Source organism: Microbacterium sp. APC 3901, assembly GCF_030407765.1.
Lineage (GTDB): Bacteria > Actinomycetota > Actinomycetes > Actinomycetales > Microbacteriaceae > Microbacterium.
Window position 1 is genome coordinate 115248 of the sequence record NZ_JASDCU010000003.1, and the last position, 24292, is coordinate 139539.

The 24292-nt window shown below is 67.4% G+C and carries 24 protein-coding genes; 4 read left to right on the forward strand and 20 right to left on the reverse strand.

Annotation, left to right across the window (positions count from 1 at the left end; translation table 11 throughout):
• Window positions 1-88: 88 nt before the first annotated feature.
• From QMA07_RS03660 to prmC, 13 genes are all read right to left on the reverse strand, one after another.
• Entirely contained in the window at window positions 89-835 is a 747-nt protein-coding gene (locus QMA07_RS03660; protein WP_290160107.1) for a peroxide stress protein YaaA, read from the reverse strand.
• A gap of 72 nt (window positions 836-907) precedes the next feature.
• Window positions 908-1168: a F0F1 ATP synthase subunit epsilon gene (locus QMA07_RS03665; RefSeq protein ID WP_053095764.1), complete on the reverse strand. Its 261-nt coding sequence runs from the start codon at window positions 1166-1168 to the stop codon at window positions 908-910.
• A 2-nt stretch (window positions 1169-1170) separates the two neighbouring features.
• Window positions 1171-2625: a F0F1 ATP synthase subunit beta gene (gene atpD, locus QMA07_RS03670; protein ID WP_290160108.1), complete on the reverse strand. Its 1455-nt coding sequence runs from the start codon at window positions 2623-2625 to the stop codon at window positions 1171-1173.
• 21 nt (window positions 2626-2646) lie between these two features.
• Window positions 2647-3546 (reverse strand): F0F1 ATP synthase subunit gamma, encoded by a 900-nt coding sequence (locus tag QMA07_RS03675; protein WP_140036789.1) that lies wholly within the window; start codon window positions 3544-3546, stop codon window positions 2647-2649.
• Between the two features lie 20 nt (window positions 3547-3566).
• A complete protein-coding gene (atpA, locus tag QMA07_RS03680) occupies window positions 3567-5207 on the reverse strand; it encodes a F0F1 ATP synthase subunit alpha (protein WP_290160109.1) in 1641 nt (546 codons plus the stop codon).
• Between the two features lie 47 nt (window positions 5208-5254).
• Complete coding sequence (locus tag QMA07_RS03685; RefSeq protein WP_290160110.1) at window positions 5255-6043, reverse strand: F0F1 ATP synthase subunit delta; 789 nt, start codon at window positions 6041-6043, stop codon at window positions 5255-5257.
• A complete protein-coding gene (locus tag QMA07_RS03690) occupies window positions 6043-6597 on the reverse strand; it encodes a F0F1 ATP synthase subunit B (RefSeq protein WP_053095759.1) in 555 nt (184 codons plus the stop codon). The genes QMA07_RS03685 and QMA07_RS03690 overlap by 1 nt, the downstream gene beginning before the upstream one ends.
• 27 nt (window positions 6598-6624) lie before the next feature.
• Window positions 6625-6861, reverse strand: a complete 237-nt coding sequence (gene atpE / locus QMA07_RS03695) for an ATP synthase F0 subunit C (protein ID WP_042541851.1) — start codon at window positions 6859-6861, stop codon at window positions 6625-6627.
• Between the two features lie 43 nt (window positions 6862-6904).
• Entirely contained in the window at window positions 6905-7693 is a 789-nt protein-coding gene (atpB, locus tag QMA07_RS03700; RefSeq protein ID WP_290160111.1) for a F0F1 ATP synthase subunit A, read from the reverse strand.
• Between the two features lie 146 nt (window positions 7694-7839).
• A complete protein-coding gene (locus QMA07_RS03705) occupies window positions 7840-8415 on the reverse strand; it encodes a hypothetical protein (protein ID WP_290160112.1) in 576 nt (191 codons plus the stop codon).
• Window positions 8412-9584, reverse strand: coding sequence for an MraY family glycosyltransferase (locus QMA07_RS03710; protein WP_290160113.1), 1173 nt, complete (start codon window positions 9582-9584; stop codon window positions 8412-8414). Before QMA07_RS03710 ends, QMA07_RS03705 begins: the two co-directional genes overlap by 4 nt.
• Window positions 9581-10288 carry an L-threonylcarbamoyladenylate synthase gene (locus tag QMA07_RS03715; RefSeq protein ID WP_290160114.1) on the reverse strand — a complete coding sequence of 236 codons (708 nt, stop codon included), beginning with the start codon at window positions 10286-10288 and terminating at the stop codon, window positions 9581-9583. The genes QMA07_RS03710 and QMA07_RS03715 overlap by 4 nt, the downstream gene beginning before the upstream one ends.
• A gap of 48 nt (window positions 10289-10336) precedes the next feature.
• Window positions 10337-11197, reverse strand: a complete 861-nt coding sequence (gene prmC / locus QMA07_RS03720; protein WP_290160115.1) for a peptide chain release factor N(5)-glutamine methyltransferase — start codon at window positions 11195-11197, stop codon at window positions 10337-10339.
• A 100-nt stretch (window positions 11198-11297) separates the two neighbouring features.
• On the opposite strand from prmC, the gene cysK reads away from it, so the two are divergent.
• Both cysK and epsC read left to right on the forward strand, forming a co-directional pair.
• Complete coding sequence (gene cysK, locus QMA07_RS03725) at window positions 11298-12236, forward strand: cysteine synthase A (RefSeq protein WP_290160116.1); 939 nt, start codon at window positions 11298-11300, stop codon at window positions 12234-12236.
• 8 nt (window positions 12237-12244) lie between these two features.
• On the forward strand, window positions 12245-12814 hold the full coding sequence (gene epsC, locus QMA07_RS03730; protein WP_290160117.1) for a serine O-acetyltransferase EpsC: 570 nt from the start codon (window positions 12245-12247) through the stop codon (window positions 12812-12814).
• Window positions 12815-12830: 16 nt separating this feature from the next.
• Here the strand turns inward: epsC and QMA07_RS03735 are convergent, their stop codons facing one another.
• Both QMA07_RS03735 and QMA07_RS03740 read right to left on the reverse strand, forming a co-directional pair.
• On the reverse strand, window positions 12831-13244 hold the full coding sequence (locus tag QMA07_RS03735) for a hypothetical protein (RefSeq protein WP_290160118.1): 414 nt from the start codon (window positions 13242-13244) through the stop codon (window positions 12831-12833).
• 16 nt (window positions 13245-13260) lie between these two features.
• On the reverse strand, window positions 13261-14805 hold the full coding sequence (locus tag QMA07_RS03740; protein WP_290160119.1) for a CitMHS family transporter: 1545 nt from the start codon (window positions 14803-14805) through the stop codon (window positions 13261-13263).
• A 158-nt stretch (window positions 14806-14963) separates the two neighbouring features.
• Here QMA07_RS03740 and QMA07_RS03745 point away from each other — a divergent pair, with 158 nt between their 5' ends.
• Both QMA07_RS03745 and QMA07_RS03750 read left to right on the forward strand, forming a co-directional pair.
• Entirely contained in the window at window positions 14964-16610 is a 1647-nt protein-coding gene (locus QMA07_RS03745; protein ID WP_290160120.1) for a sensor histidine kinase, read from the forward strand.
• Window positions 16607-17260 carry a response regulator gene (locus QMA07_RS03750; RefSeq protein WP_290160121.1) on the forward strand — a complete coding sequence of 218 codons (654 nt, stop codon included), beginning with the start codon at window positions 16607-16609 and terminating at the stop codon, window positions 17258-17260. Before QMA07_RS03745 ends, QMA07_RS03750 begins: the two co-directional genes overlap by 4 nt.
• 34 nt (window positions 17261-17294) lie before the next feature.
• Here the strand turns inward: QMA07_RS03750 and prfA are convergent, their stop codons facing one another.
• From prfA to lysA, 5 genes are all read right to left on the reverse strand, one after another.
• The gene (prfA, locus tag QMA07_RS03755; protein WP_290160122.1) at window positions 17295-18374 is read right to left on the reverse strand and encodes a peptide chain release factor 1; all 1080 of its coding nucleotides are present in this window, start codon (window positions 18372-18374) and stop codon (window positions 17295-17297) included.
• A gap of 11 nt (window positions 18375-18385) precedes the next feature.
• Window positions 18386-20353: a transcription termination factor Rho gene (gene rho / locus QMA07_RS03760; protein WP_290160123.1), complete on the reverse strand. Its 1968-nt coding sequence runs from the start codon at window positions 20351-20353 to the stop codon at window positions 18386-18388.
• 197 nt (window positions 20354-20550) lie between these two features.
• Complete coding sequence (gene thrB, locus QMA07_RS03765; protein ID WP_290160124.1) at window positions 20551-21486, reverse strand: homoserine kinase; 936 nt, start codon at window positions 21484-21486, stop codon at window positions 20551-20553.
• Window positions 21483-22790 (reverse strand): homoserine dehydrogenase, encoded by a 1308-nt coding sequence (locus QMA07_RS03770; protein WP_290160125.1) that lies wholly within the window; start codon window positions 22788-22790, stop codon window positions 21483-21485. Before QMA07_RS03770 ends, thrB begins: the two co-directional genes overlap by 4 nt.
• 66 nt (window positions 22791-22856) lie before the next feature.
• On the reverse strand, window positions 22857-24266 hold the full coding sequence (gene lysA, locus QMA07_RS03775) for a diaminopimelate decarboxylase (RefSeq protein ID WP_290160126.1): 1410 nt from the start codon (window positions 24264-24266) through the stop codon (window positions 22857-22859).
• Between the last annotated feature and the right edge of the window lie 26 nt (window positions 24267-24292).

Sequence of the window (24292 nt, forward strand, 5' to 3'; positions counted from 1 at the left end):
TGTGCGCGCCGCGACACCAACCATATCGGTGTGCCGATATGCGGGGCAACGACACACGCGCGGAGAACTCGTTGCGGGTCGAGCTCGGTCATTCCGCGACGACGAGCTCTTCTACACCGGGGTCGTCGGTGCGGCGGAGTACCAGCCCTCTGCCACCGGCCCACGTCCGGAACGTCCGCAGCGATCGAACCCGCGGACGGTCCTGCGCCAGAGCTCGCACGAGCGTCCCCTTGGACTTCTTGTTGAAGTGGTTGAGAGCCCGACCGTGCTCCGTGACGACTCGCACGTAGCAGGAGCTGACGGTATCCGGCACGGGACCGAGAGCGACGTAGGCCTCGCTCCGCAGGTCGAGAATGAAGTCGGGCTCCTCCCCCGCCATCGCATCGGTGGTCGCGTCGGCCCAATGTCGGCGCAGCGCAGGGAGACCAGGCAGCGATGTGCCGGCTGCCAGGCGATACGGCGGTAGGGCGTCGAGCGCGCCGATCGGGCCGAGCGGCGCCGAGTGGATCCACACGTGGGCGCCGAGCCAGCGACGGGAGGCCGCGCTGAGGCTGCCCGCGTCGAGCGCGTCGTACAGGACACCCGTGTAGCGATCCACCGCCGGCATCGTCGCCGCGGAGCGCAGCATCCGGTTGTGAAGGACATCTCCGGCCTGCTTCGGGCTGAGCCTCAGCACCTTCCGCGCGTGCTCTTCGTCTCCTGCCAGCTCGACGAGCGCATCGATCACCTCGTGACGCTTGGCGCCGAGGTCCGGAAGTGCGAGCCCGCTCACATCGAGGGGCGCACCGTCGCCTCCGGGTCGCTTCGTCTCTGACGGGGGCAGGAGAATCTTCATGGAACCTCGGTCATACAGACGCGTCCGCCCCGACCCCAGAAGGGCCGAGGCGGACGCGAGGAACTGAACTGCTCAGGCGATGAGAGCCGCGTTGCCTGCCACGATCGTCAAGACGTCGCTCTCCATCGAGAGGAAGCCGTCCTGTGCGTTGGCGAGCACCTTGGTGCCATCCGTCTGCGTGATCCGGACCTCGCCCTGAGCGAGGATCGCCAGGACCGGCTCATGGCCGGCCATGAATCCGATCTCGCCCTCGACGGTCTTGGCGACAACGAGACTCGCCTCTCCCGTCCAGACCTCCGCGTCCGCGGAGACGAGGCTGACATGCAGTGCCATGATCAGCCGTTCTCCTTCTGGATCTTCGCCCACTGCTCTTCGACGTCGGAGATGCCACCGACGTTGAAGAAGGCCTGCTCTGCGACGTGGTCGAAGTCACCGCGAGCGATCGCGTCGAACGACTCGATCGTCTCCTTGAGCGGAACGGTCGAACCCTCGACACCGGTGAACTTCTTGGCCATGTAGGTGTTCTGCGAGAGGAACTGCTGAATGCGACGTGCACGCGACACGACGATCTTGTCCTCTTCGGAGAGCTCGTCGACACCGAGGATGGCGATGATCTCCTGCAGTTCCTTGTTCTTCTGGAGGATCTGCTTGACCGTGGTCGCTACGCGGTAGTGGTCCTCGCCCAAGTAACGGGGGTCCATGATGCGCGACGTCGAGGTCAGCGGGTCGATGGCCGGGTACAGACCCTTCGACGCGATCTCACGAGAAAGCTCCGTGGTGGCGTCGAGGTGGGCGAACGTCGTCGCCGGAGCCGGGTCGGTGTAGTCATCGGCCGGGACGTAGATCGCCTGCAGCGAGGTGATCGAGTGGCCACGAGTCGACGTGATGCGCTCCTGGAGCACACCCATCTCGTCGGCGAGGTTCGGCTGGTATCCCACCGCGGAGGGCATGCGGCCGAGCAGCGTGGAGACCTCGGAACCGGCCTGCGTGAAGCGGAAGATGTTGTCGATGAAGAGCAGCACGTCCTGCTTCTGCACGTCGCGGAAGTACTCCGCCATCGTCAGAGCCGAGAGGGCGACACGCAGACGCGTTCCCGGCGGCTCGTCCATCTGGCCGAAGACGAGGGCCGTCTTGTCGAAGACACCCGCCTCTTCCATCTCGTGGATCAGGTCGTTGCCCTCACGGGTACGCTCGCCGACGCCGGCGAACACCGACACACCACCGTGGTCCTGCGCGACGCGCTGGATCATCTCCTGGATGAGGACGGTCTTGCCGACACCGGCTCCACCGAACAGACCGATCTTTCCACCCAGCACGTAGGGGGTCAGAAGGTCGATCGACTTGATGCCGGTCTCGAACATGGTCGTCTTCGACTCGAGCTGGTCGAAGTTCGGGGCCTTGCGGTGGATGGGCCAGCGCTCGGTGACCTCGATCGTCTCACCGGGCTCGAGGTTCAGGACCTCGCCGATGACGTTGAAGACCTTGCCCTTGGTGACGTCACCGACGGGAACCGAGATGGCCTCGCCGGTGTCGCGCACTTCCTGGCCACGGACGATGCCGTCGGTCGGCTTCAGAGCGATGGCGCGGACGAGGTCGTCGCCGAGGTGCTGAGCGACCTCGAGGGTGATCTCGACCGAGGAGTCGCCGATCACGATCGTGGTCTTGAGTGCGTTGTAGATGTCGGGGATCGAGTCGTGCGGGAACTCGATGTCGACAACCGGACCGTTGACGCGTGCGACGCGCCCGACGACCGCGGTCGCCGGCTGGTCAGCCGTAGCGGTGGGGGTCATTTTCGTCTCTCTCCTGATGGTCTATTTGCTCGACGAGAGTGCGTCGGCGCCGCCGACGATCTCTGCGATCTGCTGCGTGATCTCCGCCTGACGCGCGTTGTTGCGCAGACGGGTGTAGTCGGTGATGAGCTTGTCGGCGTTGTCGCTGGCCGACTTCATCGCCTTCTGGGTCGCGGCCTGCTTCGCAGCAGACGACTGCAGAAGCGCGTTGAAGACGCGGCTCTGGATGTACACCGGCAGGATCGCGTCGAGAACGGTCTCGGCATCCGGCTCGAACTCGTACAGCGGGTAGACGGCGTTGCCTGCCTCCGAGTCATCGGCTTCCGTGATCTCCAACGGAAGCAGACGCACGGACTCAGGCGACTGCGTCATCATGCTGACGAAACGGTTGTACACGAGGTGGATCTCGTCGACGCCACCGTCGTCTGCACCGCGCCCGAAGTCCTCGAGCAGCTTGGCCGAGATCTCTTCTGCGGTGTGGAACGACGGTGTGTCGGTGTCGCCGGTCCACTCCGCAGCCGCCGCGATGCGACGGAACTGGAAGTACCCGACGGCCTTGCGTCCGACGAGATAGAACACCGGCTCCTTGCCCTGCCCGCGCAGGAGCTCTGCCACCTCGAGACCCTCACGGAGGATCTGCGAGTTGAAGGCTCCGGCGAGACCGCGGTCCGACGAGAAGATCACGACCGCGGAGCGGCGGATCGTCTCAGGCTCGCGGGTGAGCGGGTGGTCGACGTTCGAGTGCGTCGCGACGGCCGACACGGCCCTCGTCACGGCTCGCGCGAAGGGGCTGGACGCTTTGACACGTGCCATCGCCTTCTGGATGCGCGAAGCCGCGATGAGTTCCATCGCCTTCGTGATCTTCTTGGTCGTCTGAGCAGAGCTGATCTTCTGCTTGTAGACCCTGAGTTGAGCGCCCATGAATTCAGTTCCTCACGCGGTTACGCGCGACGACCCTTGACGATCTTCTCCTGGTTGACGTCCTCAGCCTCTGCTGCAGCGTGCTCCTCGTGGCCGGGAGCGCCGATGGCGTGTCCCTTGCCACCCTGGAACTCCAGGAGGAAAGCGTCAGTGTGCTTCTCGAGCTCGGCGACCGTGTCGTCATCGAGGACGTTGGTGTCGCGCAGCGTCTCGAGCACCTTCGTGTTGCGACGGAGGTAGTCGAGCAGCTCGCGCTCGAAGCGGAGGACATCGGAGACCTCGAGGGTGTCGAGCTTGCCCTTGGTGCCGGCCCAGATCGAGACGACCTGCTCCTCGACGGGGTACGGCGAGTACTGGGGCTGCTTCAGCAGCTCGGTGAGACGCGCTCCACGCGAGAGCTGACGACGCGAAGCCGCGTCGAGGTCGGATGCGAACATCGCGAAGGCCTCGAGCGAGCGGTACTGCGCGAGCTCCAGCTTCAACGTTCCGGAGACCTTCTTGATCGACTTGACCTGAGCGTCGCCACCGACTCGCGACACCGAGATACCCACGTCGACCGCGGGACGCTGGTTGGCGTTGAAGAGGTCGGACTGGAGGAAGATCTGGCCGTCGGTGATCGAGATCACGTTGGTCGGGATGTACGCCGAGACGTCGTTCGCCTTGGTCTCGATGATCGGCAGACCGGTCATCGAACCCGCGCCGAGCTCGTCGGACAGCTTGGCGCAACGCTCGAGAAGACGCGAGTGCAGGTAGAAGACGTCACCCGGGTATGCCTCACGGCCCGGCGGACGGCGCAGGAGGAGCGACACGGCACGGTAGGCCTCGGCCTGCTTCGACAGGTCATCGAAGATGATGAGGACGTGCTTGCCGCCGTACATCCAGTGCTGGCCGATGGCCGAGCCGGTGTAGGGGGCGAGGTACTTGAAGCCCGCGGGGTCGGATGCCGGAGCGGCCACGATCGTGGTGTACTCCAGGGCGCCGGCCTCTTCGAGCGCGCCCTTCACCGAAGCGATGGTCGAGCCCTTCTGACCGATCGCGACGTAGATGCAGCGAACCTGCTTGTTGACGTCGCCCGACTCCCAGTTGTCCTTCTGGTTGATGATCGTGTCGATCGCGATGGCCGTCTTGCCGGTCTGGCGGTCGCCGATGATCAGCTGACGCTGACCGCGGCCGACGGGGATCATCGCGTCGATGGCCTTGATGCCGGTCTGCATCGGCTCATGCACCGACTTGCGCTGCATGACGCCGGGCGCCTGGAGCTCGAGCTCACGCACGCCGTCGGTGGCGATGGAGCCGAGGCCGTCGATCGGGTTGCCGAGAGGGTCGACCACGCGGCCGAGGTAGCCGTCGCCGACGGGAACGGAGAGGACCTCACCCGTGCGGGTGACTTCCTGACCGGCCTCGACGCCGGTGAACTCGCCGAGCACGACGACACCGATCTGGTGCTCGTCGAGGTTGAGCGCGAGTCCCTTGGTGCCGTCTGCGAAGGTGACGAGTTCGTTCGCCATCACGCCGGGAAGTCCCTCGACGTGCGCGATGCCGTCTGCCGCGTCGATGACGGTGCCGACCTCGGTCGCCGCGGCCCCAGTGGGCTCGTATGCTGCGGCGAAGTCCTTCAGCGCGTCACGGATGACGTCGGGGCTGATCGATAGTTCTGCCATTGTCTTCCCTTTGTATCTGGGTGCGCGGTTCCCCGCGCGAAGTCGTGTTAGCCGGCGAGCTTCTGGCGAAGATCGGCGAGACGGGCGGAGATGCTGCCGTCGATGACGTCATCGGCGATCTGCACGCGCAGGCCTCCGACGACGGCGGGGTCAGAGACCTCGTTGAGCGAGATCTTGCCGTCGTAGCGACGCGAGAGCGCGTCGCTGAGACGAGTGCGCTGTGCATCGGTGAGCGGCTTGGCGCTGTGCACCGTGGCCACCACGCGGTCGCCCTGATCTGCGACGACCCGCGTTGCCCGACCGAGCATCTGACGGACCCGACGATCACGAGGCTGGCGCACCAGCGACGAGACGATCAACGCAGTCGCGTCGCTGACGCCACCTGCGAGCAGCTTGTCGACGAGTGCACCCTTGGCGTCTTCTCCCCCGAGGCGGCTTCCGAGCGCGAGCTCGAGTTCCGCGTTGGCGGCGATCACGCGGGTGAAGCCGAACAGCTCTCCCCCGATGTCAGCCTGAGGCTCGGCGATCGCCGCAGCTCGGATGGCGAGCTCCTCGATACCGTCCACTAGCTGCGAAGCCGAAGACCAGCGCTCGGCGACGACGGTCTTCAAGACGCTCTGGGCATCCTGAGAGAAACCGCCGAACACCGCTGCGACGACGTTCTGTCGCGCCACGACCGGAGCCGAGGCGTCGGCGAGCGCGCCGCTCAAATGAGACGACTCCGTCACGGCGCGCGCGGCTGCGAACAGCTCCCGTGCCGTGTCGAGAGTGACGTCCTTCGCTGCGGCAAGCGTCTGAGTGGATGCCGCGAGTGCCTGAGTGGTCGCGCTGCCCATTACTGAGCCGCCTTCTCGGATGCTTCGAGGTCTGCGAGGAAGCGGTCGACCACTGCGGTCGCGCGCGCATCGTCGGAGAGCGTCTCGCCGACCACGCCACCGGCGAGGTCGATCGCGAGCGAGCCCACCTCGCTGCGCAGCGAGACGAGAGCGGTCTGACGCTCGGCCTCGATCTGCGTGTGCGCGGTCGCGGTGATGCGAGCAGCCTCGCTCGACGCGGCCTCCTTGGCTTCGGCGACGATCTTCTTGCCGTCCTCACGGGCGGCCTCACGGATCTCACCGGCCTCGGTGCGTGCCTCGGCGAGCTGCCGGGTGTACTCCTCGAGTGCGGCCTCAGCCTGCTTCTGTGCTTCGTCAGCCTTGGCGATATTGCCCTCGATGGCGGCGGACCGCTTGTCGAGCATCGCCGTGAACTTCGGAAGGGCGACCTTCCACACGACGATGAGGATGACGAGGAACCACAGACCCGACCAGATGATGTCGTACCACGCGGGGATCAGCGGGTTAGGCGTTTCTCCCTCAGCCGCGAGGTTCGTGACAAGAGCGTTCAGCATCCTGTCTCCTTCAGAAGTCGGTAGAGATTACGGGAAGGGGATGAATCCGACGGCGATGCCGACGAATGCAAGCGCCTCGGTGAAGGCGATACCGATCCACATGAGGACCTGAAGGCGACCGGCCAGCTCGGGCTGACGGGCGACGCCCTCGATGGTCTTGCCGACGACGATGCCCACGCCGATGGCCGGACCGATCGCTGCGAGGCCGTAGCCGACCGACGCGAGGTGACCGTTGATGTCTGCGAGAACCGTAGTAGCGTCCACGGGTTTTTCCTTTCGTTGGGTGGGTCGGCAGTTGCCGACCCGCTCAGTGCTCTTCTGCGACCGCGAGCTGGATGTAGACCGCGGTGAGGACGGTGAAGACGTATGCCTGGAGAACGGCGACCAGGATCTCGAAGAGAGTGAAGGCGCCGCCGAAGGCGAGGGTTCCGACACCGAGAGCGGCCCAGCCGCCACCTGCGGTGAAGAAGAAGAACTGGGTGGCCGCGAAGCACAGCACCAGGAGCATGTGTCCGACGACCATGTTCATCAGGAGTCGGAGCATCAGCGTGACCGGCCGGATGATGAAGGTCGAGAGGAACTCGATCGGCGTGACGATGATGTAGACCGGCCACGGGACTCCGGCCGGGAACAACGCGTTCTTGAAGAAGCCGAGCGGGCTCTTCTTGATACCCGCGTAGATGAACGTGAAGTAGCTCACGAGCGCGAGCGTCAGCGGCACGGCCGCGATGCTCGTGCCGGCGATGTTCAGGAACGGGATGATTCCCGTGATGTTCATGAACAGCACCATGAAGAAGATCGTGGTGAGGATCGGCAGGAATCGCGTGCCGTCCTTGCGTCCGAGGAGATCGTGCGCGATGTTGGTGCGGACGAAGTCCAGCCCCATCTCGACGACGCTCTGGAAGCGTCCGGGAACGATCTTCATGCGGCGGGTTCCGAGAACCAGGAGCAGCACCACCACGACGACGGCGAGGAACTGCACGAGGTGGATCCGGTGGACGGGGATGACCCCGAACGCGTTGAAGAGGATCTCCGGGAAGAACTCGTCGATCGAAGGTCCGTGGAACTCGCCGTCAGAGGACGCGAGTTTGGGCATCAGGGTCGCAGCAAGATTGAACAGCGCGGGCTCCAGCTTCGGGGCACCGGTCAGAACCGGGGCGACGATGGTCGGTGTGCTTCAAGCGCAAGCGCTCGCGAACGAGCGGCGGGCACGTGACAACACTATCAGAATCTGAGGGTGTCCTAAGACCGCGGGGCCTCTTCTGTCGGCCCCTCTTGATCGAGGGAGTCGGGGATCAGGTTGTGCCGCCCAGGGGCGCGATCCTCGGGAACGACGGTGGGCAGCTGCACGCCGGGGGCGTAGTCGCTCGGCGCTTCGGACGGCAAGGAGGCGTCGCTCACGTTGGGCAGTCGCATGCGCGTGAGCACGATCACGTCGATCACCAGTGACACGATCACGCCGGCGACGATCGAGAGGAAGAACACCATGGGATTCAGCCACGGCTGACCGGCGAGGAGGATCATCACGACGAGGAAGACGCCGAGCTTCAGCAGCCAGCCGCCCAGCACGATCGCGAAGAACAGCTGTACATAGAGCGGGTCGCCGAACCAGCGGTTGGCGATCAGGATGCTGAGCGCGGTGATGCCGAGGAACAGCATGGCGAGCACGACGCCGAGCAGGCCGCTGATGAGTCCTTCTCCCCCGCCGACGAGGAGACCGATCGCCCCGGCGACGACAGCGAGGATCACCATCGAGAGGGCGGACCAGAGCAGCGTCCTGCGCAGGATCGGGTTGCTGGAAACAGGGCTCGGGCTCACGGGGACTCCACGGGTGTCGGGTCGGGTTCAGCAGACGCCGAGGGCTTCCGCCGGCGCAGGGGGTTCAGGGTGATGACGAGGCACGCGGCGATCCCCACGAGTCCGAACACGACTCCGGGCAGGTACTGGCCGGGCCAGTCCTCTCGAGCGCCCACGTACATCAGAAGGACGGCGAGGGAGATGACCGCCGTCCAGGCGTAGAAGATGAGCACGGCGTCACGGTCGCGATGGCCGAGGTCGAGCATGCGGTGGTGCAGGTGCTTGCGGTCGGGAGAGAACGGCGACTTTCCCGCGTTCATGCGGCGCAGAACGGCCAGCCCGAAATCGAGCAGCGGCAGCAGCACCACGAGCAGCGGGAGCAGGATCGGGATGAAGGCGCCGAGGAGCTGGGATCGCCCGAGGCGCTCGGGGTCGAGCGCGGAGGGCTCGAGCTGCCCTGTGACGGCGATCGCGGACGTCGCCATCAGCAGGCCCAGGACCAGCGCCCCCGAGTCGCCCATGAAGAGCTTGGCCGGGCTCCAGTTGAAGGGCAGGAATCCGAGGCAGGCGCCGATCAGCACGGCCGCCAGGAATGAGGCGAGGTTGAAGTAGCTGGATGCGCCGGTGTCGCGCGTCAGGATGTAGGAGTACGCGAAGAAGACGCCGTTGGCGATCAGGCAGACGCCGGCGACGAGCCCGTCGAGGCCGTCGATGAAGTTGACCGCGTTCATCACGATGACGATCGCGAACATCGTGATGGTGATGCTCAGCCAGCTGGAGAACACGATCAGATCGCCGAACGGAAGCGAGAGGATCTGCAGTCCGCCGCCGACGGTGATGATCCCCGCGGCCAGGAACTGCGCGCCGAGCTTGATCATCCAGTCGAGATCCCACAGGTCGTCCACGACGCCGATGACCGCGATCAGCAGGGCCGCGGCGAGGATCGACCACATCGTCTGCGGCGGCATCCACATGGTGGCGAAGAACGGATTCACCGCCGAGAACCCGATCGCCGCGGTGATGCCGAGGAAGATCGCGACGCCGCCGAGACGCGGGGTGGGGGTCGTGTGCACATCCCGCTCGCGGATGGTCGGGTAGAGCTTGAACCGCAGGCTCAGCTTCCAGACCGCCCAGGTCAACGCGAAAGTGATCGCGGCGGTCAGGATGATCGTGAAGAGGTACTGCTTCACGAATCCCCATCCGATTCCGGAGCCGGAGTCTCGGGCTCGAGCAGGTCGCCGAGCACCTCCTCCAGCCGCTCACGGCTGACGGCGCCGACTCGGAGGATCCGCACGCCGCCCTCGGTGGGCTCCGCGCCGCGCGGCACCAGCGAGGTCGCGTCGATGATCGTCGATGCGATCCCATCGCGACTGACGCCGTCTGCGAGATAGACGGAGACGCTGTCACCGAGCATCCGCTCGGCGTCGAGCGCCGAGATCGCCGACTCGCGACCGGTGAGGTTGGCGCTGGACACCGCCAGCGGCCCGGTCTCGGCGAGCAGCTCGAGGGCGACGCGTCCTTCGGGCATCCTGACGGCGACCGTACCCTCCGTGTCGCCGAGATCCCAGACGAGGGACGGCTGCGCGGGCAGGACGATCGTCAGCCCACCGGGCCAGAACGTGTCGACGAGACGCTGGACGGGCTCCGGCACCGACTCTGCGAGCGCGTGCAGGGTCTCCTTCGTGCCGATGAGGACGGGCGGGGGCTGGTTGCGCCCTCGCCCCTTGGCGTCGAGGAGACGTTGCACCGCTGCCGGTGAGAAGGCATCGGCGGCGACACCGTAGACCGTGTCGGTGGGCATGACGATGAGTTCGCCGCGACTGATCGCCTGGCGGGCGTGGCGCATGCCGGCGAGGAGCTGGGCCTCATCGCCGCAATCGAAGATGGAGGACATGACGATCCGATTCTAGTTGGGGATGCCTGTGCGGTTCGTGTCCACGTCTCACGGGCGCAGAGCGGTCGTCGCTCTGTCCCGCAAGGTGAGGTCGAGGTGCGTCGAAGCCGCCCGCCAGCCGTCGCGTGTGAGGATGCTGCGGATCTCCTCGCCCTGCAGCTCGCCGTGCTCGATGACCAGCAATCCACCCGGATGCAGGAGCTCGAGGGCACGCACGCTGAGAACACGCACGACGTCGAGACCGTCCTCTCCCCCGTACAGTGCCATCGACGGGTCGAAGAGGCGCACCTCGGGGTCGCGGGGAACAGCGGCGTCAGGGACGTACGGCGGGTTGGAGATCACAACGGACGCTGTTCCGTCGAGCTCGCGGAAAGCGTGCGCCAGGTCCTCATTCACCAGCGTGAGATTGGCCACACCCTCGGTGTTCCGGGCGGCCCACGGATAGGCGTCGGGCGAGAGTTCTGCCGCGAAGACGCGCGCGTGGGGCACCTCGGTGGCCATGGCGAGCGCGATCGCGCCGCTGCCGGTGCCGAGGTCGATGCCGATGGGGTCCGGCAACGGAGACCCGAGCAGCGCGTCGATCGCGTACTGCACGACGGTCTCGGTCTCAGGACGGGGCACGAAGACTCCCGGCCCCACGGCGAGTTCCAGATGCCGGAACGGCGCGGTTCCGGTGATGTGCTGCAGCGGCTCCCGTGCGGCCCGGCGGGCCACCAGGGCGCCCAACGACTCTGCATCCGCCTCGTCGACCGCATCACCGCGGATGATGACGGCCTGCACCTCTCCCCGTCGCAGTCCGAGGACATGACCGGCGAGCAGCTCGGCATCGACGAGGGGATCCGCGATGCCCGCATCGGCGAGCTGTCGGGCCGCGCCGTGCACGACGGAGGCGAGGGAGAGATCGGGCATGGATCCAGCGTAGAGCGCGTCAGGTGTCATATTGCCCACCCCTCCGGGCCCCTCGCATAGGCTGGAGCGCGCAGTCCCCCCGCACAGGAAGGCTCTCCCCATGCCCGGTATCCACTCCGACATCACCACCGCTTTCGGCAACACTCCCCTGGTCCGCCTGAACCGCGTCACCGAGGGCCTCGGCGCCACCGTGCTGGCCAAGCTCGAGTTCTACAACCCGGCCTCGAGTGTCAAGGACCGGCTCGGCATCGCGATCGTCGACGCCGCAGAGGCGTCGGGCGAGCTGAAGCCCGGGGGCACGATCGTCGAGGCGACCAGCGGCAACACCGGCATCGCCCTGGCGATGGTCGGTGCCGCGCGCGGATACAAGGTGATCCTCACCATGCCTGCCTCGATGTCGAAAGAGCGGCGCATCCTTCTCAAGGCGTTCGGCGCCGAGCTCGTCCTCACGGATCCCACCAAGGGCATGACGCACGCCGTCGCTGAGGCGGAGGACATCGCCGCCCGCACGCCGGGTGCGGTGCTCGCGAAGCAGTTCGCCAACGAGGCGAACCCCGCGATCCATCGCAAGACCACGGCCGAGGAGATCCTCCGCGACACGGAGGGCTCCGTCGACTACCTGGTCGCAGGCATCGGCACCGGCGGAACCATCACCGGCGTCGGACAGGTGCTGAAGGAGCGCGTCCCGGGAGTGCAGATCGTCGCCGTCGAGCCCAAGGACTCCCCCATCCTCACCGAGGGACACCCTGGACCGCACAAGATCCAGGGCATCGGACCGAACTTCGTGCCGCCGATCCTCGATCGTGACGTCCTCGACGAGGTCATCGACGTCACCTTCGACGACGCCGTCCGTGTCGCGCGTGAGACTGCTCGCAAGGAGGGCATCCTCGTCGGCATGTCGAGCGGCGCCGCGATCTGGGCCGCCCTGCAGGTCGCCCGGCGCCCTGAGGCTGCGGGCAAGACCATCGTCGTCATCATCCCCTCGTTCGGCGAGCGATACCTCTCGACCGCTCTGTACGAAGACCTTCGCGAAGGCTGATCCGCTCGATGGGCATGATCGGCCGAATGCGCGAGGACGTCGCGGCAGCCCGCCTTCGCGACCCTGCGGCGCGCAGCGACGCAGAGGTGGCCCTGCTGTATCCGGGTCTGCATGCGATCTGGGCGCATCGCGTCTCGCACGCACTCTGGAGTCGCAGGCTGCGACTCGTCGCTCGAGCCACCTCGCAGATCTCGCGGTGGCTCACCGGCATCGAGATCCACCCGGGGGCTCGGATCGGCCGTCGCTTCTTCATCGACCACGGCATGGGTGTGGTCATCGGCGAGACGGCGGAGATCGGCGACGACGTGATGCTGTACCACGGGGTGACACTCGGCGGTCGCACGCGAGATGCCGGCAAGCGCCACCCCACCCTCGGCGACGGCGTCGCGGTCGGCGCGGGGGCGAAGGTCCTGGGCCCCGTGACGATCGGCGCAGGATCGGTGGTCGGGGCGAACGCTGTGGTGACCCGTGATGCGCCGGCCGACAGCATCCTCGTCGGTGTGCCTGCGAAGCCGCGGGCACGGATCATGGGTGAGGACACCAGAGCCGTGCTCACCGCGCCCGACTACTCGATCTGACGCTCTCGCGAGTGCCTCACGCCCCGCGACGCGACCGGGCCTTGTCGACCTTCTTTCGCAGGAAGATCAACGGCAACAGCACACTGCCGAGCGCGGTGATGAGCCAGACGATCACGGATCCGAGCAGCCAGCCCGTCAGATCGACGATGCGCAACCCGCCGATCGGCAGCAGGACGACGACGACGACGAGGGAGATGAGCGTCGAGAAGATCCCGATACCGCCCATCAGGACCGGCGCGTAGCGATCGGCGAGCTTGCTGACCCAGGGTGCGAGCACGCTCTGCAGGACCGCGAAGATCACGATGCAGACCACGAATCCCCACCATCTGTCCCATTCGATCCGGAAGCCCTCGAGCACGAGATCGGCGACGATGAGGCCGAGGCCTGCCGACACGAGATACATGAGCGCGCGGAACAGAAGGGTGATCACGGGCTGAGCATATCGCTCACTGGGCCACGAAGAAGGGGATCGCGCCCGACAGGATGCCGACGGCGAGCATCACCAACGACACGATCACCGCACGCCAGAGCACCTTCCTGTGATGATCGCCGAGGTTGACGCTCGCGAGCGAGACGAGCAGCAGGATCGCCGGCACCAGGGGACTCTGCAGATGCACCGGCTGGCCGATGATCGACGCCCTCGCCATCTCGACGGGATCGATGCCGAAGGTCGCGGCGCTCTGGGACAGCACCGGCAGGATGCCGAAGTAGAAGGCATCGTTCGACATGAAGAACGTGAACGGGATCGACAGAACCCCGGTGATGGGTGCCAGGAAGGGCCCGAGCGCCGGCGGCAGCACATCGGTGATCCACGTCGCCATCGCGTCGACCATGCCGGTGCCGGTCAGCACGCCGACGAGAACCCCGGCGGCGATGACCATCGACACCACTCCGACGATGCTCGGGGCGTGTGCCACGATCTCGGACGCCTGCTCCTTGATCCCCCGGAAGTTGACGAGCAGCGCGACCGAGGCGCCGACCATGAAGACGTAGGGAAGCGGCATGATGTCGAGCACGAGGAGAACCATCACGGCGAGTGTGAGAGCGAGGTTGAACCAGATGAGCCGCGGCCGCAGCGTCGGCCGTGCGGGGTCGAGCATGGTGTCCGCCATCGCGGTGTCCGCGGGGTCGACGCTCGCCGCGGACACCGGGCCGCGGCCGCCGGCCACGACGACGATGTTGCCGGTGCGCAGAGCTGCGCGGGCGCCGGGCTTCGGGCCGGCACCGCGGAAGATCTTGGGCACGGTCGACAGAGCTCCACCGTCTGCGCCGGTGAGCAGCGCCTCGGAGTCGAGGCGCCCGAGACGACGGCGCTCCTGTAGACCGAGCATCCAGGCGAAGCCGAGCGTCACGACGATGCCGACGCCGAGCGCCGGCAGCATGGGCACGAAGATGTCGGTCGGCTGCAGGCCCAGTGCGGTCGCCGCGCGCACAGTCGGCCCACCCCACGGCACGATGTTCAGCGTGCCGTTCATCAGCCCGGCGACGCAGGTGAGAACGACCGGGCTCATGCCGAGACGGAGGTAGATCGGCAGCATCGCCGACGTCGTGATGATGAACGTCGTCGAGCCGTCGCCGTCGAGAGAGACAGCTCCCGCGAGGATCGCCGTGCCCAGTACTACCTTCGCCGGGTCGTCGCCGAGAACACGGGTGATCACGCGGATCAGCGGATCGAACAGGCCGACGTCGATCATGATCCCGAAGAACATGATCGCGAACATCAGCAGCGCGGCGGTCGGTGCCATGGTGGCGATCGAGTCGAGGATCATGTCCCCCATGCCGAGCCCGGCACCGGCGAACAGACCGAACACGGTCGGCACGAGGATCAGCGCGACCATGGGAGTCAGCCGCTTCGTCATGATCAGGGTCATGAAGGCCAGCACCATGGTGAATCCGAGGAGCACGAGGGCCCATTCCGGCGGCACGAAGGCGACGTCGTACGTCGGCGCATCTTCTGCTGCCGCTGAGAGGCCCGTGAGTACGTCGTGCATGCGGTGACTCCTTCGTCGAAGCTCCGTCGACTGCGACGGATCCTGACGAGACTAGGCAATCCGTCCCCTGCGAGCGCGGTATGCCGCATTCCCGGACGTTGTGCGCGTAGCGTGGGTTCTGCGCATATTGCGCGATGACCCCGCGCGAAGGGAACACGGTGTCGAAGACGACGAGACCTCGGTTCGCGACACGGACGCTGCTGCTGCACCTCGGCACGGTCACCCTCGTGGTTGCGCTGTGCACAGGCGTGTACCTCGCCCTCACCGTGCAACAGCTGCGCGCCGAGGCCGAGTCCACCGCGCTCGGCATCGCCAGGACTCTCGCCGAGGACCCGCAGGTTCGCGCCGAGGTCGCGCGCATCTCGTCGGCACACGAGCCCCCGGATGCCGAGAAGCTCAGGAACGGCGAACTGCAGCGCATCGCGTCGGCCGTCTCCGACCGCACCGGTGCACTCTTCGTGGTCATCGCCGATGCAGACGGCATCCGCCTCGCCCACCCCACCAGCTCGCGCATCGGCCAGACGGTCAGCACACCTTTCGAGGAGGTTCTCGCCGGGAACGAGGTCGTCGACTGGCAGACCGGAACCCTCGGCGAGTCGGCGAGAGCCAAGGTCCCGGTGCATGACGAAGCCGGTGTGCCCGTCGGCGAGGTGAGCGTGGGGTTCGAGCGCACCGGGGTCTTCGACGACCTGCCACCCCTGCTCGCTGCGATCGGCGCCACAGCTGCGGGAGCTGTGGCTCTGGCGCTCATCGCGTTCCTCCTGTTGCGTCGTCGCTGGGAGCGGCTCACGCTCGGCGTCCAGCCGGAGGAGCTCGTGGCGCTCGTTCAGAATCAGACAGCAGTGCTCAACGGCGTCGACGACGGGGTGCTCGCTGTCGACGTCGCCGGGGTCGTGCGGGTCAGCAATGAGGCGGCCGACCGGATGTTGGGCCTCGACTCGCCTGTCGGACGGCGGTTGGCGGCCCTCGGGTTGCCTCCCGCCGTCGTCGAGACTGCGACGGGCAGGCGCACCACATCGACCGCCGTCGTGGACAGACGCGTTCTGTACTTCGACTCGAGACCGGTCATCCGTGAGGGGAGACCGCTCGGAGACGTGCTGATCATCCGCGACCGCACCGACCTCGTCGCGCTGACGGAGCGGCTCGAGACCGTGCGCGCCGTCACCTCTGCGCTACGCGTGCAACGTCATGAGTTCGCCAACCGCATGCACGTGGTCGCCGGGCTCATCGATGCGGCGAGGATCGACGACGCTAGAGGCTTTCTCGATGAGCTCGTCGACCGCGGCTCGGTCGCGTTCCCCGTCGCCGGACTCGAACTGCTCAGTGATCCTTTCCTGCACTCCTTTCTCGGCGCGAAGGGCATCGAAGCCGGTGAGCGCGGCGTCGCGTTGCGCATCGCGGACGAGACGCAGCTGATCGGCAGCGTCGCAGAGCCGGAAGACGTCGCCGCCGTGCTGGGCAACCTCGTCGACAATGCGGTGAAAGCAGCCGCCTCCGGAACGCGGATCCCCCGCTGGGTCGAGGTCGCGGTGCTGGGAGACGGCGATGCGCTGGTCGTCACGGTCGCGGACTCCGGACGGGGACTCGAGGGCGTCGATCCGATGGCGCCGCGCCCGCCGGGCGAGGGCGACCCCGACCGCGTGCACGGTCACGGTCTGGGCATCCCGCTGGCTCGAGACATCGCGCGCCGCCGTGGCGGAGACCTCTGGATCATCGACGCGGGCGGTGAAGAGCACGGCGCCGTCCTCGCCGCCCGCATCGGCCGAGCCGTGGCCGACCTTCCGACGACCAAGGAGAAGACATGACCGACCCCCTGCGCGTTCTGATCCTCGACGACGACTTCCGCGTCGGCCTGTTGCATCGCAGCATCGTCGACGACCAACCGGGGTTCACCGCTCTGGAGCCGGTGCGGTCGGTCGCCGAGGCGCGGGAGCGCATCCGCTCGTCGCGCCCTGACCTGCTCCTGGCTGACGTGTTCCTCCCCGACGGAGACGGCATCGCCCTGGTGAGCGAGGCCGAGATCGATGCGATCCTCATCTCGGCCGCGGATGACGCCCCCACCGTGCGCCGAGCGCTCCGATCAGGGGCCGTCGGGTATCTGCTGAAGCCTTTCGACCGACGCGCGCTGGTCGGCCTGCTCGAGCGCTATGCGCGATACCGCAACCTGCTCTCCGGCGACCGACCTCTGCGGCAGGAGGACACGGATCGTGCTCTGGCGATCCTGCACGGCTCCGGAGAACCGGTGTCGGTCTCGCGTTCGGCGACCGAGCAGCTCGTGCTCGCCGCACTCGGCGACGGCGAGGCCTCCGCCGCCGAGGTCGGGGAGGCCGTCGGGATCTCGCGCGCCACCGCGCAGCGTCACCTTGCGGCTCTCGCTGCCCGGACCGTCGTGGAGGTGCGCCTGCGCTACGGCGCGACCGGACGACCCGAGCACCGGTACGCGGCCCGCACCTGATCGGAACACGGGCGACGACCGACGCGCCGTGTGCTCAGGAGTCCGAGCCCACTGCGGCGAGTCGCGCCTCTTCGTCAGCCTGGATCGCGCTGACGATGATCGGCTCGAGCGCGCCGTCCATCACCTGATCGAGGTTGTAGGACTTGAAGCCGGTGCGATGGTCGGCGATCCGGTTCTCGGGGAAGTTGTACGTGCGGATGCGCTCCGAGCGGTCCATCCCGCGGATCTGCGACTTGCGCGCGTCTGACGCCGCGGCATCCAGCTCTTCCTGCTGCTTCGCCAGCAGTCGTGCGCGAAGGACGCGCATCGCCGCCTCACGGTTCTGCAGCTGTGACTTCTCGTTCTGCATCGACACCACGATGCCGCTCGGCAGGTGGGTGATGCGCACAGCAGAGTCGGTCGTGTTCACCGACTGGCCGCCCGGGCCCGATGAGCGGAACACGTCGATCTTCAGATCGTTCTGGTTGATGGCGATCTCGTCAGGCTCATCGACCTCGGGGAACACCAGCACTCCGGTGGTCGAGGTGTGGATGCGCCCCTGTGACTCGGTGGCCGGCACGCGCTGCACGCGGTGCACACCGCCCTCGTATTTGAGGTGGGCCCAGACGCCCTGAGCGGGGTCGGTCGAGGAGCCCTTGATCGCGACCTGGACGTCCTTGTAGCCGCCGAGGTCGGACTCGTTGCGCTCCAGCAGTTCGGTCTTCCACCCCTTGGAGGCCGCGTACTGGATGTACATGCGCAGCAGATCGGCGGCGAACAACGCCGACTCGGCACCGCCCTCCCCCGCTTTGATCTCCATGATCACGTCGCGAGCGTCATCAGGATCCCGCGGGATCAGGAGTCGCCGGAGCTTCTCCTGCGCCGACTGCAGGTCCTCTTCGAGCGACGGGACCTCGGCAGCGAACGCCTCGTCCTCACGAGCGAGCTCACGTGCGGCGTCGAGATCTTCGGAGGCCGCCACCCACGCTTCGTAGGCGGCGACGATCCTCGACAACTCGGCGTAGCGGCGGTTCACGCGCTTCGCCCGAGCAGCATCGGCGTGCACCGCCGGGTCGGAGAGTTCCTCCTGCACCCGGCGATGCTCGTCGATCAGAGTCTGGACGGACTCGAACACTCCGGCTCCGCTCAGCGGATGTTGCTGTCGTGTCCGTGCGAACCCGAGGGCAGCGTCGGAATCGACTTCTGCATCTGCACGAGGAACTCGACGTTCGAGTGGGTCTCCTTGAGCTTGCCCAGGACCACCTCGAGCGCCTGCTGCTGGTCGAGGCCCGCGAGGGCTCGGCGCAGCTTCCACGTGATCTTGACCTCGTCGGTCGAGAGCAGCATCTCTTCGCGGCGGGTGCTCGACGCGTTCACGTCGACGGCCGGGAAGATGCGCTTGTCGGCGAGCTGACGCGACAGGCGCAGCTCGCTGTTGCCGGTGCCCTTGAACTCCTCGAAGATGACCTCATCCATCTTGGAGCCGGTCTCGACGAGAGCCGTGGCGAGGATCGTGAGGGATCCGCCGTTCTCGATGTTGCGTGCGGCACCGAAGAAGCGCTTGGGCGGGTACAGCGCCGAGGCGTCGACACCACCCGAGAGCACCCGGCCGGACGCCGGCGCAGCGAGGTTGTACGCACGGCCGAGGCGCGTGATCGAGTCGAGCAGCACGACGACGTCGCGGCCCAGTTCGACGAGGCGCTTGGCGCGCTCGATGGCGAGCTCGGCGACCGTGGTGTGGTCTTCTGCCGGACGGTCGAACGTCGAGGCGATGACCTCGCCCTTGACCGTGCGCTCCATGTCGGTGACCTCTTCGGGGCGCTCGTCGACGAGCACGACCATGAGGTGGACCTCGGGGTTGTTCTGCGCGATCGCGTTCGCGATCTGCTGCAGGACGATCGTCTTTCCGGCCTTGGGCGGTGCGACGATGAGGCCGCGCTGTCCCTTGCCGATCGGAGCGACGAGGTCGATGATGCGCTGGGTCAGCTTCTCGGGCACCGTCTCGAGACGCAGACGTTCCTGCGGGTAGAGAGGAGTGAGCTTGCCGAACTCCACGCGGGTCGCGGCGTCGTCGATCGACAGGCCGTTGATCGAGTCGACCTTCACGAGGGCGTTGTACTTCTGACGGCCCTGCTGCTCGCCTTCGCGCGGCTGCTTGATCGAGCCGACGATCGCGTCGCCCTTGCGCAGGTTGTACTTCTTGACCTGTCCGAGCGAGACGTAGACGTCGCTCGGGCCGGCGAGGTACCCGGTCGTGCGCACGAACGCGTAGTTGTCGAGCACGTCGAGGATTCCGGCGATCGGAACGAGGACGTCGTCCTCGCCGATCTCGGTGTCGAACTCGTCGGTCGGCACGCCGCCGCGACGCTTGTTGCGCTGGCGGTTGCGACCGTTGCCACCCTCGTCTTCGGCCGGCGCGTTCTGCTGCTGCTGCTGCGGCTGCTGCTCGCCGCCCTGTCCGGTGCCGTTCTGGCCGCGACCACGGTTGCGGCTGCGGTTGCGGTTGCGGTTGCGGCCGCCCTGCTCCTCGCCGCCGTCGGCGGAGTCGGAGGACGAGTCGGCCGCAGGGGCCGCATCGGCCTGGGCTGCGTCGACGGGCTTCTCGGTCGTAGGAGCCTCGGTCTCGGCCGCAGGCTTCTTCGCCGTGCGGCGTCCGCGACCGGTGGTCTTCTTCGGCTCGTCGGAGGAGCCAGCGGCATCCGCAGAACCGGCCGCGTCAGCGGATTCGCTGCCGTCGGAGTTCTTCGCTGCGGGGGCCTCGGCGGGCGTCTGTGCGGACGCTGCAGGAGCCTCGGCCGCTGCGGGAGCCTCGGCGGTGGCGTCTGCGTCGGCCTTCTTCGCGCGACTGCGGCGCGGTGCCTTGGCCTTGGGTGCTGCGTCAGCTGCGGGGGCCTCGACTGCGGGGGCCTCGGCCGCCGGTGCGCCGTCAGCGGACGCTGCAGCCTTCTCGGCCTTCGCGGCGGCGGTCGCGGTGCTCGCTCGGCGCGGTGCACGCTTGCGGGCCGGCGCCACCTCGGTCGCGGCAGTCGTCGCGGCGTCGGAGCTTGCGGCCTTCGCCGCAGCGTCGGCGGCAGGTGCCGCCTGGTCGTTCTGGGTCTCGGAGAAATTCTCCACGAGTACTCCCTCTTCGGTCTCGGGGACATGAGCGGCACGCGCACAACGGGTGCTGCGCGCGATCGCACGGACTGACGCTCGGCGTCAGCCAGCCTCTGCACTGGGTTCTCGAAAAGAACGAGGTTCTCGGTGAGAGCAGTGCGACAGGGATTTGCGTGCGGGTCTTGCAGAGTTGCAATGGGGCCAGATTCACGCAGTCACGTGGAGCCCTCCGCTCGATTCCCCACTGTACCACCACGTACGTCGACGGCGAGCAGCAGCGCGTCCCACGGGGTGTCGGTCGTGGATTCGGCGAGTTCCACGGCGTCCTGACGACTTCCGGGGCCGTCTGCGAGCACGAGGACGCTGGGCCCTGCACCCGAGACGACAGCGGCGAAGCCCGCCGCACGGAGCGTCTGAACCAGCCGCTGAGTCTCGGGCATCGCCTCGGCTCTGTAGTCCTGATGAAGGCGGTCGGCCGTGGCGTCGAGCAGCAGTTCGGGACTCTGCGTGAGCGCGGCGATGAGCAGGGCGGAACGCGAGACGTTGAAGACCGCGTCTGCCGTCGAGACCTGAGGGGGCTGCAGCGATCGCGCCTTCGACGTCGACATCGTGTACGAGGGCACGAGCACGAGCGGTGAGACACCACGGTGCACGAGCAGCTTCTTGTGCTGCGCCCCGCGCTCGCCCATCCACGCGATCGTCAGCCCGCCGAACAGCGCGGGAGCCACGTTGTCGGGGTGTCCCTCGATCTCGGTGGCGAGGCGCAGCATGTCGGCGTCGCTGATCTCGACATCACCCTCGAGCAGTCCCTTGGCCGCGAGGATGCCGGCTGCGACCGCCGCACCCGAGGACCCGAGACCACGACCGTGCGGCACGCCGTTCTCGGCGACGATGCGCAGCCCCGGAAGGGGCCGATCGGCGTCCGCGTAGACGTGCGCGATCGTGCGGACGATGAGATTGGAGCCGTCACGCGGGATCTCTGCGGCTCCGGAGCCCGAGACCTCGATCTCGAGCGCTCCCGCGGGGAGCTCGGTCACCAGCAGAGTGTCGTAGACGCTGAGCGCGAGTCCGAGGGTGTCGAAACCGGGGCCGAGGTTGGCGCTGGTCGCCGGGACGGTCACCTCGACCGTGCGCCCCGCTGCCACCGTCACTCGCCTTCCACGCGGAGCACAGAGACGACTCGCTCGACGACAGAGCTGTCGGCGAGCGCGTCGACCGTGGCGCTGAGCGCGGCATCCGTGGCACGGTGCGTGCCGATGACGAGACGCGCGGTCGGCTCGTCCTCCCCTTCGACGGTCTGCACGACGGTGGCGACCGAGACCGCTCCGTCGCTCAGGATGCCGGCGACGGTCGCGAGCACGCCCGGGGCGTCCGCGACCTCGAGAGTGATCTGGTAGCGGGTCGTGACGTGGCCGATCGGCACCACCGGGAGGTTGGCCCTGGTGGACTCCCCCACGCCGACACCGCCGGCGATGTGTCGGCGAGCCGCCGACACGACGTCTCCGAGCACAGCGGATGCCGTCTGCACTCCGCCCGCACCTGCGCCGTAGAACATCAGCGAACCGGCCGCCTCGGCCTCGACGAAGACGGCGTTGTTGGCGCCGTGCACGGAGGCGAGCGGGTGCGACTTGGGGACGAGCGCAGGGTAGACGCGCACCGAGATCGACTCGGTGCCGTTGGCCTCGATGCGCTCGCACACGGCGAGCAGCTTGATCACGAAGCCTGCGGCGCGCGCCTCCTCGATCATCGACGCCGTGATCGTCGTGATGCCCTCGCGGTACACGGCATCGAGCGGAACCGCCGTGTGGAACGCGAGGCTCGCGAGGATCGCCGCCTTCTGTGCAGCGTCGAATCCCTCGATGTCGGCAGTCGGGTCTGCTTCGGCGTAACCGAGGCGCTGCGCGTCGGCGAGCACGTCGGCGAAGTCGGCACCCTCGGTGTCCATGCGATCGAGGATGTAGTTGGTCGTGCCGTTCACGATCCCCATGATGCGCACCACGCGGTCGCCCGCGAGAGAATCGCGGAGCGGCCGGATGATCGGGATAGCCCCGGCAGCGGCCGCCTCGTAGTAGACGGATGCGCCCACGCGGTCGGCCGCCTCGAACAACTCCGGACCATGGGTCGCCAGCAGCGCCTTGTTGGCCGTCACCACGTCGGCACCGGAGCCGATCGCCTGGAGGATGCTCGTGCGGGCAGGCTCGATGCCGCCGATCAGCTCGATCACGATGTCGGAGCCGAGGATCAGAGATTCGGCATCCGTCGTGAACAGCTCCTTGGGCAGATCGGTCTCGCGCGGGGCATCGAGGTTGCGCACCGCGATGCCGGCCAGCTCCAGCGTGGCGCCCGCACGGTCGGCGAGTTCGTCGCCGTGGCGCAGCAGAAGGTCGGCCACCTGGGAGCCGACCGCTCCGGCGCCGAGGAGCGCCACCCGAAGTCGTCGGTACTCAGTCGTCATTGCATCTCTCCTTAGGAGGGTTGTTCAGTCGTGCTACGTCGGGAACCGCGTCGTTCGTCGCGCGGTTCACCCGTGGCGCTCGGACGCCTCGACGCCGACATCGCGCGACAGGACGTCAGCGATGGTCTCACCGCGGACGATGATCGCCGACCGGCCGTCGCGCACGGCGACGATCGGAGGGCGAGGTACGTGGTTGTAGTTGCTGGCGAGCGGCGCACAGTATGCCCCGGTGGAGGGAACAGCCAGCAGGTCGCCGGGAGACACGTCGGCGGGGAGGTATTCGTGGTCGACCACGATGTCGCCGGACTCGCAGTGCTTGCCGACCACCCTGCTGAGCTGCGGTGATCCCGTGCCGAGCCGCGAGGCGAGGCGAGCCGAGAACTGCGCTTCGTAGAGCGCCGTCCTGGCGTTGTCGCTCATGCCTCCGTCGACGCTGATGTACCGCCGCGTGGCTCCGGTGTCGAGCGCGACGTCCTTGGTCGTGCCGACCTCGTAGATCGTCACCCCGGCTGTGCCGACGATCGCTCTGCCGGGCTCGAACGACAGGGCCGGCACGGCGATGCCGCGCGCGTCGCATCCCTCGGCGACTGCGGCGACGATCTCGCCCGCGAGGGTCTCGATCGGCGTGGGATCGTCGACGCTCGTGTAGGCGATGCCGAACCCTCCGCCGAGGTTGAGCTGAGGGACCGCTCCGCCGTCGAGCAACGCGGCGTGCAGTTCGAGCACGCGCGACGCCGACTCGCGGAAGCCCGCGACGCCGAAGATCTGCGATCCGATGTGGCAATGGAGTCCGGCGAAGTCGAGGCCGGGGATCTCGCGGATGCGGGCGACGGCCTGCTCGGCGTCGGGCAGCGGGAAGCCGAACTTCTGGTCTTCGTGAGCCGTTGCGAGAAAATCATGGGTCTCGGCGTGCACACCGCTGATGACCCGCACCAGCACCCGCTGCACAGTGCCGGTTCTGGCGGTGATCGCGGCCAGACGTTCGATCTCTATCGCACTGTCGACGATGATCGTGCCGATGCCCACCTCGACGGCGCGCTCCAGTTCGACGACCGATTTGTTGTTGCCGTGAAAGCCCAGGGATGCCGGAGAGACGCCCGCGGCGAGCGCGACCTCGAGTTCGCCCCCGGTGCACACGTCGATGCGGAGCCCCTCGTCGACCACCCAACGCGCGATCGTCGTGGTCAGCAGCGCCTTGCCCGCGTAGTAGACCTGAGCGGTCGTTCCGTGGTCGGCCGCAGCCGTGTCGAACGCAGAGCGGAAGGCGCGAGCGCGGGAACGCACCTCGTACTCATCGATCACCAGCAGCGGTGTTCCGTACGTCTCGGCGAGAGCGGTCGCGGCGATGCCGGCGATCTGCAGCGCTCCGTCGTCACCGCGAACTGCGGATGCCGGCCAGACAGCGGCGGGCAGATCATTCACGTCGTCGGGCACGACGAGCCATTCCGGGGCGAGCGAGTCGGCAGGGGAAAGCAAGGAACACCAATCGTGGGACGAGTCTC

Coding starts and splice junctions, on each gene's coding strand:
- QMA07_RS03660 (WP_290160107.1), bottom strand. CDS start 835: ATGAAGATTCTCCTGCCCCCGTCAGAGACGAAGCGACCCGGAGGCGAC.
- QMA07_RS03665 (WP_053095764.1), bottom strand. CDS start 1,168: ATGGCACTGCATGTCAGCCTCGTCTCCGCGGACGCGGAGGTCTGGACG.
- atpD (WP_290160108.1), bottom strand. CDS start 2,625: ATGACCCCCACCGCTACGGCTGACCAGCCGGCGACCGCGGTCGTCGGG.
- QMA07_RS03675 (WP_140036789.1), bottom strand. CDS start 3,546: ATGGGCGCTCAACTCAGGGTCTACAAGCAGAAGATCAGCTCTGCTCAG.
- atpA (WP_290160109.1), bottom strand. CDS start 5,207: ATGGCAGAACTATCGATCAGCCCCGACGTCATCCGTGACGCGCTGAAG.
- QMA07_RS03685 (WP_290160110.1), bottom strand. CDS start 6,043: ATGGGCAGCGCGACCACTCAGGCACTCGCGGCATCCACTCAGACGCTT.
- QMA07_RS03690 (WP_053095759.1), bottom strand. CDS start 6,597: ATGCTGAACGCTCTTGTCACGAACCTCGCGGCTGAGGGAGAAACGCCT.
- atpB (WP_290160111.1), bottom strand. CDS start 7,693: ATGCCCAAACTCGCGTCCTCTGACGGCGAGTTCCACGGACCTTCGATC.
- QMA07_RS03715 (WP_290160114.1), bottom strand. CDS start 10,288: ATGTCCTCCATCTTCGATTGCGGCGATGAGGCCCAGCTCCTCGCCGGC.
- prmC (WP_290160115.1), bottom strand. CDS start 11,197: ATGCCCGATCTCTCCCTCGCCTCCGTCGTGCACGGCGCGGCCCGACAG.
- cysK (WP_290160116.1), top strand. CDS start 11,298: ATGCCCGGTATCCACTCCGACATCACCACCGCTTTCGGCAACACTCCC.
- epsC (WP_290160117.1), top strand. CDS start 12,245: ATGGGCATGATCGGCCGAATGCGCGAGGACGTCGCGGCAGCCCGCCTT.
- QMA07_RS03740 (WP_290160119.1), bottom strand. CDS start 14,805: ATGCACGACGTACTCACGGGCCTCTCAGCGGCAGCAGAAGATGCGCCG.
- QMA07_RS03750 (WP_290160121.1), top strand. CDS start 16,607: ATGACCGACCCCCTGCGCGTTCTGATCCTCGACGACGACTTCCGCGTC.
- QMA07_RS03770 (WP_290160125.1), bottom strand. CDS start 22,790: ATGACGACTGAGTACCGACGACTTCGGGTGGCGCTCCTCGGCGCCGGA.